Origin of the sequence: Pseudomonas sp. So3.2b (assembly GCF_019464415.1) — a bacterium.
Lineage (GTDB): Bacteria > Pseudomonadota > Gammaproteobacteria > Pseudomonadales > Pseudomonadaceae > Aquipseudomonas > Aquipseudomonas shahriarae.
Genome location: NZ_CP080494.1, coordinates 5,922,877 through 5,936,697 on the forward strand (window position 1 = coordinate 5,922,877; position 13,821 = coordinate 5,936,697).

General features: G+C 60.6%; 12 protein-coding genes, 1 pseudogene and 1 riboswitch. Of the genes and pseudogenes, 6 read left to right on the plus strand and 7 right to left on the minus strand.

Features of this window, described 5'->3' with window-relative positions; translation table 11 throughout:
* Window positions 1–35 precede the first annotated feature (35 nt).
* Both K1X80_RS26805 and K1X80_RS26810 read right to left on the minus strand, forming a co-directional pair.
* Window positions 36–422: an MAPEG family protein gene (locus tag K1X80_RS26805; RefSeq protein ID WP_057960859.1), complete on the minus strand. Its 387-nt coding sequence runs from the start codon at window positions 420–422 to the stop codon at window positions 36–38.
* Between the two features lie 31 nt (window positions 423–453).
* Window positions 454–1,287, minus strand: a complete 834-nt coding sequence (locus K1X80_RS26810) for an EamA family transporter (protein WP_057440225.1) — start codon at window positions 1,285–1,287, stop codon at window positions 454–456.
* A gap of 107 nt (window positions 1,288–1,394) precedes the next feature.
* Here K1X80_RS26810 and K1X80_RS26815 point away from each other — a divergent pair.
* Window positions 1,395–1,532: pseudogene (locus tag K1X80_RS26815) on the plus strand (sodium:proton antiporter); the annotation flags it as partial.
* Window position 1,533: 1 nt separating this feature from the next.
* Here the strand turns inward: K1X80_RS26815 and K1X80_RS26820 are convergent.
* From K1X80_RS26820 to K1X80_RS26830, 3 genes are all read right to left on the minus strand, one after another.
* Window positions 1,534–2,421, minus strand: a complete 888-nt coding sequence (locus K1X80_RS26820) for a formate/nitrite transporter family protein (RefSeq protein ID WP_057440222.1) — start codon at window positions 2,419–2,421, stop codon at window positions 1,534–1,536.
* A 71-nt stretch (window positions 2,422–2,492) separates the two neighbouring features.
* Window positions 2,493–4,424, minus strand: a complete 1,932-nt coding sequence (locus K1X80_RS26825; protein WP_220172585.1) for a patatin-like phospholipase family protein — start codon at window positions 4,422–4,424, stop codon at window positions 2,493–2,495.
* A 98-nt stretch (window positions 4,425–4,522) separates the two neighbouring features.
* Entirely contained in the window at window positions 4,523–4,927 is a 405-nt protein-coding gene (locus K1X80_RS26830) for an acyl-CoA thioesterase (RefSeq protein WP_057440220.1), read from the minus strand.
* Between the two features lie 198 nt (window positions 4,928–5,125).
* A riboswitch (S-adenosyl-L-homocysteine riboswitch) is annotated at window positions 5,126–5,233 on the plus strand.
* Window positions 5,234–5,254: 21 nt separating this feature from the next.
* On the opposite strand from K1X80_RS26830, the gene ahcY reads away from it, so the two are divergent.
* From ahcY to K1X80_RS26850, 4 genes are all read left to right on the plus strand, one after another.
* Window positions 5,255–6,664 (plus strand): adenosylhomocysteinase, encoded by a 1,410-nt coding sequence (gene ahcY / locus K1X80_RS26835; RefSeq protein ID WP_038444076.1) that lies wholly within the window; start codon window positions 5,255–5,257, stop codon window positions 6,662–6,664.
* Window positions 6,665–6,839: 175 nt separating this feature from the next.
* The gene (metF, locus tag K1X80_RS26840; protein ID WP_057440341.1) at window positions 6,840–7,685 is read left to right on the plus strand and encodes a methylenetetrahydrofolate reductase [NAD(P)H]; all 846 of its coding nucleotides are present in this window, start codon (window positions 6,840–6,842) and stop codon (window positions 7,683–7,685) included.
* 129 nt (window positions 7,686–7,814) lie between these two features.
* Window positions 7,815–8,618, plus strand: coding sequence for an ABC transporter substrate-binding protein (locus K1X80_RS26845; protein ID WP_057960862.1), 804 nt, complete (start codon window positions 7,815–7,817; stop codon window positions 8,616–8,618).
* Between the two features lie 223 nt (window positions 8,619–8,841).
* On the plus strand, window positions 8,842–10,722 hold the full coding sequence (locus K1X80_RS26850; RefSeq protein ID WP_120734275.1) for a DEAD/DEAH box helicase: 1,881 nt from the start codon (window positions 8,842–8,844) through the stop codon (window positions 10,720–10,722).
* Window positions 10,723–10,950: 228 nt separating this feature from the next.
* Here the strand turns inward: K1X80_RS26850 and K1X80_RS26855 are convergent, their stop codons facing one another.
* Window positions 10,951–11,529 (minus strand): YceI family protein, encoded by a 579-nt coding sequence (locus tag K1X80_RS26855; RefSeq protein WP_057440349.1) that lies wholly within the window; start codon window positions 11,527–11,529, stop codon window positions 10,951–10,953.
* Between the two features lie 32 nt (window positions 11,530–11,561).
* Entirely contained in the window at window positions 11,562–12,113 is a 552-nt protein-coding gene (locus K1X80_RS26860) for a cytochrome b (protein WP_120734276.1), read from the minus strand.
* Window positions 12,114–12,387: 274 nt separating this feature from the next.
* On the opposite strand from K1X80_RS26860, the gene K1X80_RS26865 reads away from it, so the two are divergent.
* The gene (locus tag K1X80_RS26865; RefSeq protein WP_220172586.1) at window positions 12,388–13,794 is read left to right on the plus strand and encodes an adenosylmethionine--8-amino-7-oxononanoate transaminase; all 1,407 of its coding nucleotides are present in this window, start codon (window positions 12,388–12,390) and stop codon (window positions 13,792–13,794) included.
* Window positions 13,795–13,821 lie beyond the last annotated feature (27 nt).

Genomic DNA, 13,821 nt, shown 5'->3' on the forward strand with positions numbered 1-13,821 from the left:
GGCATGCCAGCTCCCACAAGGGTTGGCTGCGTGCCTTAGATCGAAACGAAGAAGAAGCTCGCAATCAACGCCATGCCCACAAACCACACCAGCGAACGCAAGATCGCCCAGTCCGCCAGGTAGCAGATGATGTACAGCAGGCGGCTGGTGATAAACAGCACCGCCAGTACGTTGATGGTCACCAGTTCCGCGTTGCCCGCAAGGTGGGCAATGATCACCGCTGCGGCAAACGCCGGGGTCACTTCAAAGCTGTTGAGCTGTGCGCTATGGGCGCGTTTGGCAAAGCCTTCGAGGGTTTCCAGGAAGGCCCGGGGGTCATGGTTCTGCCGGGGCCCGAATTTGCCACCACTGAACTTGGCCACGCCAGTACACAGGTAAGGCAGAAAAATTGCGATCAACACACACCAGAAAGCAACAGTCATCACTCATTCCTTTTTTAGTTTTATCCGCTGGTTAGAGTTTCATCACGAGCATGCCGATCAGTACCAACCCACAGGCTAAGAGCCGGGAGCGGCCGAAAGGTTCTTTCAGGTAACGCATACCGAACAACACCACCAGGATCACGCTGACTTCTCGCAGCGCGGCGGCCTCGGCAATCGAGCCCAACTGCATGGCCCAAAGCACCAGAGCGTAGCTCAACAACACGCACAACCCCACGCTCAGCCCCAACCGCCATTGCGTGCGCCAAAACAGGCTGAACGCCGCGCGCTTGCGCACCATGGCCAGCAGGGGAAAGGGCCAGGCACTGAGCAGGGTCAGCCATACCAGGTAGTCCAACGGGTGCGACCAGCGCCGCAGCGCCTGGCCATCAAGGAAGGTGTAGCAGCCGATGCACAGGCCGATCAGCGCGACCACCGGCAACATCGACCAGGGCAGCCGCTCCCCGCCACCGCCCTGCCACAGCAGGCACAGCATGCCGAACGGGATCAGCAGGATGCCGACAATCTGCTGGGTACTGAGCACTTCCCCGGCAAACACCAGGGTCAACGCCAGCACCACCAGCGGTGATAAGCCGCGCATCAGCGGATACACCAGCCCCAGGTCGCCAACGCGGTAGGCCTGGATCAGCAGGTAGCGATAGAGCAACTCGAACAAGGCCGATGCGATGATCCACGGCCAGATTTCCAGGGGCGGCAACGACACAAATCCGACTGCCAGTAGAACAAACAACAGGGCCACGCTGTCCATGCAGGCGATCACCAACAGGCGCTCGCCGCTGAACTTGATCAAGGTGTTCCACGTCGCATGCAACAGCGCCGCTACCAGCACCAAGGCTGTCGCAACCACAGGGAGCCCCTTGTCAGAATGGTCAGAGTTGATTCTTCATGTTTCAGCACCTGTTTATACTAAAAACCACCCCGCTGCACCCCGCCCTCTATCCCATGGCCCCCCGGATGCTTGAACTTGTTGCAGCCTTCATTTGCCTCACCACCCTGCTCACCTATGTGAATTTCCGCTTTATCGGCCTGCCACCCACCATCGGTGTAATGGTAACGGCGCTGCCGTTTTCCCTGTTATTCCAAGGCCTGAACATCACTGATCCTTGTCAATCGACTGCGGATGCCTCGGGTCCGCAGCCTGCTTGCCCGGCAGGCTGCCTTCGCTGCGAATCTGCGCATGGCTGATCAGCGCGAAGATAAAACTGCCGCCGATGATATTGCCCGCCAGGGTCGGCCCGGCAAATACCAGCCAGAAGTCCTTCCACGGTAGCTCGCCGGCAAATACCAGATAGGACACCTCCGCCGAACCGACGACAATGTGGGTGAAATCACCCAGGGCCATCAGGTAGGTGATCAGGATAATGATCCACATCTTGGCGCTTTCCATGGACGGGATCATCCACACCATGGTGGCGATCATCCAGCCGGAGACGATGCCTTTGGCAAACATCTGGCCCGTGTCGTTCTCCATGACCTTGCGCCCGATGTCGAGGAAGGCCAGGTCAGTCTTGGTGTCGAAAATCGGCAGGTGCAGCATCACGTAGGCCACCAGCAAGGTGCCGCAAAGGTTGCCCACCAGTACCACCGTCCACAACCGCAGCAGGCGCCCGGCATTGCCCAGGGTCGGCTTGCTCATCACCGGGAGCACGGCGGTCAGGGTGTTTTCGGTGAACAGTTGCTGGCGCGCAAGGATCACCGCGAGAAAACCTGCGCAGTAGCCAAAGCTGGCAATCACCTTGAAGCCTTCACCGCCCGGCAGGCGTGAGTTGAGCAGCCCCATGGCCATTAATGACAGGCCCATGGTCAGGCCGGCGGCCAGCGCCGACCACCACAGCGCCGCGACGCTGCGCTCCAGTTCCTGGTCGCCCTGGGTGCGAATGATTTCATGCAGCACCGCTGCCCTGGGCGGTTGGTTCTTGTCCACATCCTGCTGCTCTTCCTGCGACAGGTTGGGAGTTTTGCCGTCTTTTTGGGTGGCCATGATGTTCCAGTGTCCAAGGGGTGCCTGTAGCTACGACACGCTGGCGCAGTGGCTGTTCAGTGGCCGGAGAACTAAAGCGGGATGCGCCAGGCCTTGGCCATTTCCACGGTGGTCGAGCTCAGTGGCTTGGACCAGGGTTTATTACGCGCACCATAGTGTTCAATGATGTCGTCGAGCACCCGATTGAACTCGGCCGGCGTCGCTGCCGTGGCCAGGTCGCGCGCGGCCCGCTGCAGAAGCTCGACGTTGGCGGCCGTCTGGCCTGCACGGTAGAGGGAGGGGTAGATGACTTCGCGGGTGAAGTTGTCGGCTTTTACGGCAATATCCCGTCGCTGCATTTGAGCCACGGCACTGGTCATGACCTTGGAGGTTGGCGTGGAAGCCCCCTGATTGTGCTTGGCAACCACCTGCAACAGTTGCTGGAAGTTATGCTGCCCAGGGGCGTTAAGCCGCCGCCCCAACCACTCGATATGCTGGGGCCGGGTAACCAGTGCATCCAGGTTACGCAGCGCAGAGAGCAACCCAGGCGTGAAGACCAAAGTATTGCCTGCCTTGTTGGCCTCGGTAATCGCTGCGTCCAGGGCTTGCAATGCCTGCTGTGCCTGCTTGCGAAAACGCAGCACATTCGCCGCGGCGGGATCCTTCTGGAGTGCCACTTGCACGCTGGCAAGCATTGCATCGTCCATCGCCAGCACCGCGTCGTCCAATGACTCGAACAAGTGCCGCTCACGTACCTTGCTGCGCTGCTCCTGGTGCTGTGTCACCGCTTGCCGGGCCTGGGCCTGCAAATGCTTTTTCTGCTCGGCGGTCATGGTGAAATTGACCGTGCCACTGAGCAGGCCACTAAAGTCACCTTTGGCGGATTTGAGCGGCAGCACCACGGTTTGCTCGTTAAATTCCTTGAGGCGTTGCTGTTGATAGGCGCCTGCAGCCGTATGGGCAGTGCCTGTCAGTTTGTCCCCAACAGCGCTTATGACGCTGCCGCTCTTTTTCTGCGATGCAGGAGCCTGGGACTCGAATTTGACGATCAACGACTCCGGCTGGCTCAGCGGGCTCTCGGGAAACGAGCGCTCGATCACCCCGGGAGCCGGGGTGTTGAGCAACAAGCCACCGTCCTGGAAAAAAGTGGTTTCACCCACCGCCTGAAACCCATGGCCTTGCTCGGCAGGGCTTTTGAACAGTCCCGGTAGGGAGCCCGAGATATGCGCGGCGCGGGCAATGTCCATATCCGGGGTCAGGCTGGCGTTGAACACCACCAACTGCGGGCGACCATCGAACATGCCGGTCCCCGTGATGTTCAGTTGCTTGATCGCCGGGATATGCCTGCTCAGCACGTCAAGATCAGCAAAGGTCGGTGCCCCTCCGGCGCTCAGCCTGTCGGCGATTTTCATCACTTCGTCGGGGCGGGCTGCCCTGGGCATGGCGGCAATATGGGCCAGGATCGACTTGCGTGACTCGTTACGGATCAGGTCTTCGAGCGAGTGCGCCTGGGTTTGCAGGCGCGGCATCATGGTCAGCAGCAATTGGGAAATGTTGCCCGCCGGGCCTGGCAGGCGCCCGGCAAGTTTGCCGAGGCTCGCCCCGGCATTTTGCAGCCAGGCCGTCACAGGGTTGGGGCTGTTGAGCAGGCTGGGCAGATCAATGCTGTTTGAGAGCGTGCCGAAGGCCTTGGCTCCCATGCCACTGGCCAGCAGCGCTGCAGAAATCGCACCGGCAGATGAACCAGAAATGGCAGAGATGCCTGGCAGTGTTCCGGTTTCTTCAAGGGCCTGGACCATCCCGGGGAAGGCGATGCCCTTGGCACCACCGCCGCTGAGTACCAGATGGCTGACCGCAGGGGGTGACAGCACCACCTCCACCTGCCCCTTGCTGTCTCGAAACAGGCTCAGCTTTCGCGGGCCGACGCCCTCGACCAAGGGTGTCTTGTTGCCTTGGGCGGGGGGCGGCGGGGGTTGCCGCGATGACGGCTGAGTCTTGGCAGCCGGGTTGGCGGTCACTTTCATTGCGGGCTCTCTCTACAGGATGTGGTCCTGAGTGCAGAGAAAGCCTGGAAGCGATCCACCCGGACAGATTTGGTAAATCAAATCAGGCCGGGCCGGGGTTACTCAGTGAGGTTGTCATCCTGGAACTGGTCTTTCACGTACTTGATCTCGGTACGCCCGTGGGGTGCCGGCAGACCGTCTTCGCCGAGGTTGACGAAGACCATTTTTTCCACGGTGAGGATGCTTTTGCGCGTGATCTTGTTGCGCACTTCACAGGTCAGGGTGATGGAGGTGCGGCCAAACTCGGTGGCGGTGATGCCCAGCTCGATGATGTCGCCCTGGCGCGAGGCGCTGACAAAATTGATCTCGGAGATGTACTTGGTCACCACGCGCTGGTTGCCCAGTTGAACGATGGCGTAGATCGCCGCTTCTTCGTCGATCCAGCGCAACAGGCTGCCACCGAACAGGGTGCCGTTGGGGTTGAGGTCTTCGGGTTTTACCCATTTGCGGGTGTGGAAGTTCATGTTCACTCCAAAGCGTCTTGCCGAATGATGGGCAACATCATGGCAGAGCGCCGGCCCAAGCTCTATGAGCCATTGCCTATCAGCACCATGAACGATCTTCATGCCCCCGACAGAAAGGCTTGGGAAGTCAGGCGCAGGCAGCTATAATCGCCACCGCTTCAAAACGGTCATCTGTGATTGATACCGTTCTCCCGCCACCTGTCCGAGGGGCGCTGCAGCAGGCCCTGGCCTGTCAGGCTCGGATGGGGCGTTGCCCGGCCGGGTTGTCCTGGCTGGATACTAAACGCACAACGGCGCCCATTCGCACACTACGAATGGAGGCTCTTCATGAGCGCTGTAATCACGCCTGCAGGTTTTACCGACTACAAAGTCGCCGACATGTCCCTCGCTGCCTGGGGCCGTCGCGAAACCTTTATCGCCGAATCCGAAATGCCAGCCCTGATGGGTCTGCGCCGCAAGTACGCCGCTGAACAGCCGCTCAAGGGCGCGAAGATTCTCGGCTGCATCCACATGACCATCCAGACTGCCGTGCTGATCGAAACCCTGGTTGCCCTGGGTGCCGAAGTGCGCTGGTCGTCCTGCAACATCTTCTCGACTCAGGACCAGGCCGCTGCCGCCATCGCAGCCGCTGGCATCCCTGTCTTCGCCTGGAAAGGCGAGACCGAAGAAGAGTACGAGTGGTGCCTGGAGCAAACCATCCTGAAAGATGGCGCGCCTTGGGATGCCAACATGATCCTCGACGACGGCGGCGACCTGACCGAGCTGTTGCACAAAAAGTACCCGGCCATCCTGGATCGCGTCCATGGCGTGACCGAAGAAACCACCACCGGCGTACACCGCCTGCTGGACATGCTGGCCAAGGGCGAGCTGAAAATCCCGGCCATCAACGTCAACGACTCGGTGACCAAGAGCAAGAACGACAACAAGTACGGCTGCCGTCACAGCCTCAACGATGCGATCAAGCGCGGCACCGACCACCTGCTGTCGGGCAAGCAAGCCCTGGTGATCGGCTACGGCGACGTGGGCAAGGGTTCGTCCCAGTCCCTGCGTCAGGAAGGCATGATCGTCAAGGTCTCCGAAGTTGACCCGATCTGCGCCATGCAAGCCTGCATGGACGGTTTCGAAGTGGTCTCGCCGTTCATCGACGGCCAGAACGACGGCACCGAAGCGAGCATCGACAAAGCCCTGCTGGGCAAGATCGACCTGATCGTGACCACCACCGGTAACGTCAATGTGTGCGATGCCAACATGCTCAAGGCCCTGAAAAAGCGCGCCGTGGTGTGCAACATCGGTCACTTCGACAACGAGATCGACACCGCTTTCATGCGCAAGAACTGGGCATGGGAAGAAGTCAAACCTCAGGTGCACAAGGTTCACCGTACCGGCGCTGGCGATTTCGACCCACAGAACGATGACTACCTGATCCTGCTGGCCGAAGGCCGCCTGGTAAACCTGGGTAACGCCACTGGCCACCCAAGCCGCATCATGGATGGCTCGTTCGCCAACCAGGTACTGGCGCAGATCTTCCTGTTCGGCCAGAAATACGCCGACCTGTCGCCCGCCCAGAAAGCCGAGCGCCTGACCGTGGAAGTACTGCCGAAGAAACTCGACGAAGAAGTGGCCCTGGAAATGGTCCGCGGCTTCGGCGGCGTCGTGACGCAACTGACCAAGACCCAGGCCGACTACATCGGCGTGACGGTTGAAGGTCCGTTCAAGCCGCACGCCTACCGCTACTGATCGGCCTGTTGCCTGCTCTCCATGTGGAGGGCAGGCTTCTGTGGGAGCGGGCTTGCTCGCGAAAGCGATGTTTCAGTATCAGGTATGTTGACTGAAACTCCGCTTTCGCGAGCAAGCCCGCTCCCACATTGACGGTGTATGTCTTCCGGTTTTTTGAGTTTCCAAGGGTATGACCATGTCCCAAGACCGTCGCTACAGCTTCGAGTTCTTCCCGACCAAGACCGATGCTGGGCATGAAAAATTGATGGCGACTGCCAAGCAGTTGGCCAGCTACAACCCCGACTTCTTCTCCTGCACCTACGGCGCAGGCGGCTCGACCCGTGATCGCACGATCAACACCGTGCTGCAACTGGAAAGCGAAGCCAAAGTGCCCGCCGCGCCGCACCTGTCCTGCGTAGGCGACAGCAAGGCCGACCTGCGCAGCCTGCTGACCCAATACAAGGCCGCCGGCATCAAGCGTATCGTCGCCCTGCGCGGTGACCTGCCATCCGGCATGGGCATGGCCAGCGGCGAGTTGCGCTATGCCAATGACCTGGTGAGCTTCATTCGTGAAGAGACTGGCGACCACTTCCATATCGAAGTAGCCGCCTACCCGGAAATGCACCCTCAGGCGCGCAATTTCGAAGACGATCTGCGCAACTTCGTGCGCAAGGCCGAAGCCGGCGCCAACAGTGCGATCACCCAGTACTTCTTCAACGCCGACAGCTACTTCTACTTCGTCGAGCGCGTGCAGGCCCTGGGTGTGAATATCCCAATCGTGCCGGGCATCATGCCGATCACCAACTACAGCAAGCTGGCGCGCTTCTCTGACGCCTGCGGTGCAGAAATCCCACGCTGGGTACGCAAGCAGCTGGAAGCCTATGGCGATGACGTCAAAAGCATCCAGGCCTTTGGCGAGCAAGTCATCAGTGAAATGTGCGAAACCTTGCTGCAAGGTGGCGCGCCGGGCCTGCACTTCTACACCCTGAACCAGGCTGACCCGAGCCTGGCGATCTGGAACAACCTCAAGCTGCCACGCTGAGGCTACCCCTTTGTACCGCCAGCCGGGATTCCTTCCCGGCCCGGCGGCACAATAAAAGTTCAGGTTTGCGACCTGAAGATCCCCGATCCAGAGCTTCTCTTTAACCTGCGACAGTCGTAACCTCAGGGTATGCCCGTCATTTTCCAGCTGTTGACCGCTGTCCTTTTCACTTGCCTGAGCCTGACCGCCCACGGCGAGAAATTGCGCATTGTCACCGAACCCTGGGCCCCTTACGTCTACGAAGAAAACGGCCAGATGCGCGGGCTCGACTACGAGGCCACCGTCATCGTGTTCGAGCGCCTGGGGATCGAGGTGCAATGGCAGTTCCTGCCCTGGAAACGTTGCCTGGCCATGCTCGACCAGGGCCTGGCCGATGGCGCGCTGGATATTTTCCACAGCCACGAACGCGACGCGGCGCTGCTTTATCCCAGCGAACCGCTGTCCCAGGTTGAGTTTGTGATGTTCTACGCCAACGAGCGCCCACATCCGTTCCAGACCCTGGATGACCTCAAAGGGCTGACCATCGGCACCTCCCCCGGCTACCTGTATAGCGCCGGGTTCAGCGAATCCACCCTGTTTACCCGCGAGCCGGCCCCCAGCCATGAGGCCAACTTCGGTAAACTGGCCCGTGGCCGGATTGATCTGGTGATCACCGACCGCCGGGTTGGCCAGCATGTGCTCAAGGAGTTAGGCCTGGAACACCACGTTACCCAGGCGTCGCCGGTGATCAGCAGCCAGAAACAATTCCTCGCCGTACGCCGTGGCGCGGGCATGGACTTGCTGGTGCAGCGCTTTGGTGCCGAGCTCAAGCGCTTCAAGCAAGAGCCCGCCTATGCCGCCCTGAGTGCAAAATATGCCGGCAACAGTGCCAAAACTGCCCCCTCGCCGCCGCTGGAGCAAACCGTTGAGCAGCAGGAAAGCGGCGCGCGGTGATTGCTCTGTTATACTCCGGCCTTTCCGCCAGGCTTACGCCCGGCCGTTGTGGTCGTATAACAGGCATCCAACCCCGCTACTGCGCAGCTTTGCAGCCCGCGCGAGCCGTTGGAGTGCCTGCCAGCCCCAGCAGGACCGGACGGGGTTGCGTTCCTCTAAACGCGATTCACGCCCGGCAAGATTATCCCTTTGGGCCAAGCCCTAACTACAAACAGGATTACTCATGTCCTTTGCTTCCCTCGGTCTCTCCGAGGCTTTAGTCCGCGCCATCGAGGCAGCGGGCTATACCGAGCCTACTCCGGTGCAACAGCGGGCTATTCCCGCCGTGTTGCAAGGTCGCGACCTGATGGTCGCGGCTCAGACAGGTACTGGTAAAACCGGCGGCTTCGCCCTCCCGATTCTGGAGCGGTTGTTCCCCAATGGTCACCCGGACAAATCCCAGCGTCACGGCCCGCGCCAACCCCGCGTACTGGTCCTGACCCCTACCCGCGAACTCGCCGCACAAGTGCATGACAGCTTCAAGCTGTACGCCCGCGACCTGAAGTTCGTCAGTGCCTGCATCTTCGGCGGCGTTGGCATGAACCCACAGGTTCAGGCCATGTCCCGTGGGGTTGACGTGCTGGTCGCCTGCCCTGGTCGTTTGCTCGACCTGTGTGGCCAAGGCAGCGTCGATCTGTCCCACGTGGAAATCCTCGTGCTGGACGAAGCCGACCGCATGCTCGACATGGGCTTTGTCCATGACGTGAAGAAAGTCCTCGCGCGCCTGCCGGCCAAGCGTCAGAACCTGCTGTTCTCGGCAACGTTCTCCAACGACATCACCGCCCTGGCCGGCAAGCTGCTGCACAACCCCGAGCGCATCGAAGTCACGCCGCCCAACACCACGGTCGAGCGTATCGAGCAGCGGGTGTTCCGCCTGCCAGCCAGCCACAAGCGCTCGCTGTTGGCCCACCTGATTACCGCCGGTGCCTGGGAACAAGTGCTGGTGTTCACCCGCACCAAGCATGGCGCCAACCGCCTGGCCGAGTACCTGGACAAGCACGGCCTGACCGCCGTCGCCATCCACGGCAACAAGAGCCAGAACGCGCGGACCAAGGCCCTGGCCGACTTCAAGGCCGGCTCCGTACGGATCCTGGTCGCCACCGATATCGCCGCCCGCGGCCTGGATATCGACCAACTGCCGCATGTGGTCAACTTCGAGCTGCCAAACGTCGATGAAGACTATGTGCACCGTATCGGCCGTACTGGCCGTGCCGGTCGTTCGGGCGAGGCCATTTCCCTGGTCGCCCCGGATGAAGAAAAACTGCTGAAAAGCATCGAGCGCATGACCAAGCAGAAAATCGCCGACGGCGACCTGATGGGCTTCGATGCCAGCACCGTAGAAGCCGAAAAACCGGAAGTGCGCGAGCGTCCGGACGTGCGTAACCCGCGCAACCCACGTGGTCCTAAGGGCGATGGCCCGAACGGCGGCGGTGGTGGCGGTGGTCGTCGCGACAAAGGCAAGGACAAGGGTGGCAAAGACAAGGCACCTACCAACGGCCGTGGCGAACGCCCAGCCCGCGAGCAAAAGCCCCGCGAAGGCACCCCGGCCCGCGAACAGCGCCAGCCGAGCCAGCCGCCACGCGCCGCAGCCGACCGCGCACCGGACGAGTTCCTCGACGATGACGTGGATAACTTCGGTAACCGCGTGGACTACGTGCCACAGGCCAAACCGGCCCAGGGCCGTGGTCGTCGCCCAGGTGCCCCGGCACCGGGCGCTAGTGCAGGCGCTCCGCGCACCGGCGGCCAGCCACAGGGTCGCCAGAACGGTCCGCGCAGCAGCAACGGCGCTACCACCGGCACCCCACCGGCCAAGCGCAATGGTCCGCGTAACGGCGCACCGCGTGATGGCCAGGCCCGTCGCGAAGAGTCGCGCAACCGCCGCCCTGCACGTGATGAGCAGCCACGCGCCTCGGAACCTGCCGTGCAGAACCCGCGCAGCGGCACGACGCCGAAGATCATCCACAAGGAGTCGAAAAGCGATCGCTTCCCGACACCTGAGCAGTTGGATCAACTGCCAGGCCGCCCTCGTGGTGAAAAACCAGCGTTGCTGACCCGCAACCGCTGATTTTCAAAGCGCCATGAAAAATGCCCCGCATCGAAAGATCCGGGGCATTTTTATGGGCTCGACAACGATCAACTGCAGAAGCTGGCTTGCCTGCGATGACGGTACTTCAGCCTGCATCGCAGGTGGCTGACCTGCCGCTATCGCAGGCAAGCCAGCTCCTACATTGAGCGTATTCCAGGCTAAAAAAAACCGGATCTCACGATCCGGTTTTTTATGCAGCCTGCGAATTTACTTCGTTTTGACACCTTCCAGCGTGATGTCCAGGTCTACAGTCTGGGAAGTCGGGCCAGGGCCTTTGACGCCGAAGTCATTCAGGTTCAGCGTAGTCTTGGCGTTGAAGCCAGCACGTTCGCCGCCCCACGGATCCTTGCCTTCACCGTTGAACGTGGCCTTGAAGGTCACAGGCTTGGTCACACCGTGGAAGGTCAGGTCGCCGGTCACGTCAGCCGTTTTTTCGCCGGTTGGTTTAACTGCGGTCGAAACGAACTTGGCATCGGCGAACTTGCCAACGTCCAGGAAGTCCTTGCTGGCGATGTGCTTGTCACGTTCAGCGTGGTTGGACCACAGGCTGGCGGTTTTCACGTCGACGGCGATTTTGCTGGCTTCAGGCTTAGCGGCATCCCAGCTGAACGTACCATCCCAGTCCTTGAAGGTACCGTGGATGTAGCTGTAGCCCAGGTGGCTGATTTTCCAGTCGATGAAGGCGTGCTGGCCTTCCTTGTCGATCTTGTAATCAGCAGCCATCACCTGACCGGCAGACAGCAGAGCAGTACCGATTGCCAGAGCGGCGAGAGTCTTTTTCAACATGCTTTCTATTCCTTGTGAGTCGAGGTTGAACATCAGGCTTTGCGCCCCAGCATACGAACCAGGGTCGCGTCACGATCAATGAAGTGGTGTTTCAACGCGGCCACGCCATGCAGGCCGGCAAACACCACCAGCACCCAGGCCAGGTAAAAATGCACCAGGCCGGCTACGTCTGCCTGGTCCGGTAGACCGGAAACCACGGCAGGAATTTCAAACAGGCCAAACACCGGGATCCCGACACCGTCTGCGGTGGAAATCAGGTAACCGGCAATCATCACGGCAAACAAGCCGACGTACAGGAACCCATGGCCAAACGCCGCGCCTATACGTGTCATGCGGCTATAGCTGGCCAGTGCGGGCGGCGGCGGGCTGAGCAGGCGCCAGACAATCCGCACCAGCATCACGGCGAATAGCGTAATACCGATGCTTTTGTGCAAGTCCGGGGCGTCTTTGCGCCACAGGCTGTAGTAGTCGAGGCCGACCATCCACAGGCCCAGCGCGAACAAACCAAACACCACCAGCGCCACACTCCAGTGGATAACGATGCTGACCCAGCCGTAGCGGGTCGATGTGTTTCGTAGTTGCATTCCCCAAATCCCGTAAGAGCCGTGCCCAAGACTAGCGTTTTACTTATCGACATAAAGCGGAAAATTTCGCTTCAAAAGATCGACTTATCCGATATTGAGCCTATGAACAGTAAATTAACTAGGGATTAAGGACTATTCAGCACAAACGTGACAGACCGTCCTACATTTACTGCCAATTCACCGCCCATGGGTTGTGACACAGCCCACCATTGCATAGGCTTGCGCGATTGTTTTGCCTGCGCAGGCAGTGGCAGCGCTTCGAGGAGACTAAAAGATGGGCTTGAATAACCAGTGGATGCAACGCGACCTCGCCGTGCTGTGGCATCCCTGCACCCAGATGAAAGACCACCAGCAACTGCCGCTGGTGCCGATCAAGCGCGGTGAAGGCGTATGGCTGGAAGACTTCGAAGGCAAGCGCTATCTCGATGCGGTCAGTTCGTGGTGGGTCAATGTGTTCGGCCACGCCAACCCGCGTATCAATCAGCGCATCAAGGACCAAGTGGACCAACTGGAGCACGTGATCCTCGCCGGTTTCAGCCACCAGCCGGTGATCGAGCTGTCCGAGCGCCTGGTCAAGCTCACCCCCGAAGGCCTGACTCGCTGCTTCTATGCCGACAATGGCTCGTCGTGCATCGAAGTCGCGTTGAAGATGAGCTTTCACTATTGGCTCAACCGCGGCCAGCCGAATAAAAAGCGCTTTGTCACCCTGACCAACAGCTACCACGGCGAAACCATCGCCGCGATGTCGGTAGGCGATGTGCCGCTGTTCACCGAGACCTACAAGGCCCTGCTGCTGGACACCATCAAGGTGCCCAGCCCGGACTGCTACCAGCGCCCCACAGGCATGAGCTGGGAAGAACACTCGCGCAACATGTTCCAGGCCATGGAACAGACCCTGGCGGACCACCACGACAGCGTCGCCGCGGTGATCGTCGAGCCGCTGATCCAGGGCGCCGGTGGCATGCGCATGTACCACCCGGTGTACCTCAAGCTGCTGCGCGAAGCCTGCGACCGGTATGGCGTGCACCTGATCCACGACGAAATCGCCGTGGGTTTCGGCCGCACCGGCAGCATGTTCGCCTGTGAGCAGGCGGGCATCCGTCCCGACTTCCTGTGCCTGTCCAAGGCCCTGACCGGTGGCTACCTGCCGCTGGCCGCCGTGGTCACCACCGAAGATGTGTACAGCGCCTTCTACGACGACTACCCGACCCTGCGCGCGTTCCTGCACTCCCACAGCTACACCGGCAACCCGTTGGCGTGTGCGGCGGCCCTGGCGACCCTGGATATCTTCGAAGAAGACAACGTCATCGAGAACAACAAGGCCCTGGCCCAGCGCATGGCCACGGCCACCGCGCACCTGGTGGACCACCCCCATGTGTCGGAAGTGCGCCAGACCGGCATGGTGCTGGCCATCGAGATGGTCCAGGACAAGGCCACCAAGACCGCCTACCCCTGGCAGGAGCGGCGCGGCCTGAAGGTGTTCGAGCACGCCCTGGAACGCGGCGCATTGCTGCGCCCGCTGGGCAGTGTGGTGTACTTCCTGCCGCCGTACGTGATTACCCCGGAACAGATCGACTTCCTCGCTGAAGTGGCCACTGAAGGCATTGATATCGCCACCAACAGCACAGTCAGCGTGGCCGTACCCAAGGACTTCCACCCAGGCTTTCGCGACCCCGGCTGATTGAACCCACCCCATTAATCTGGCGCC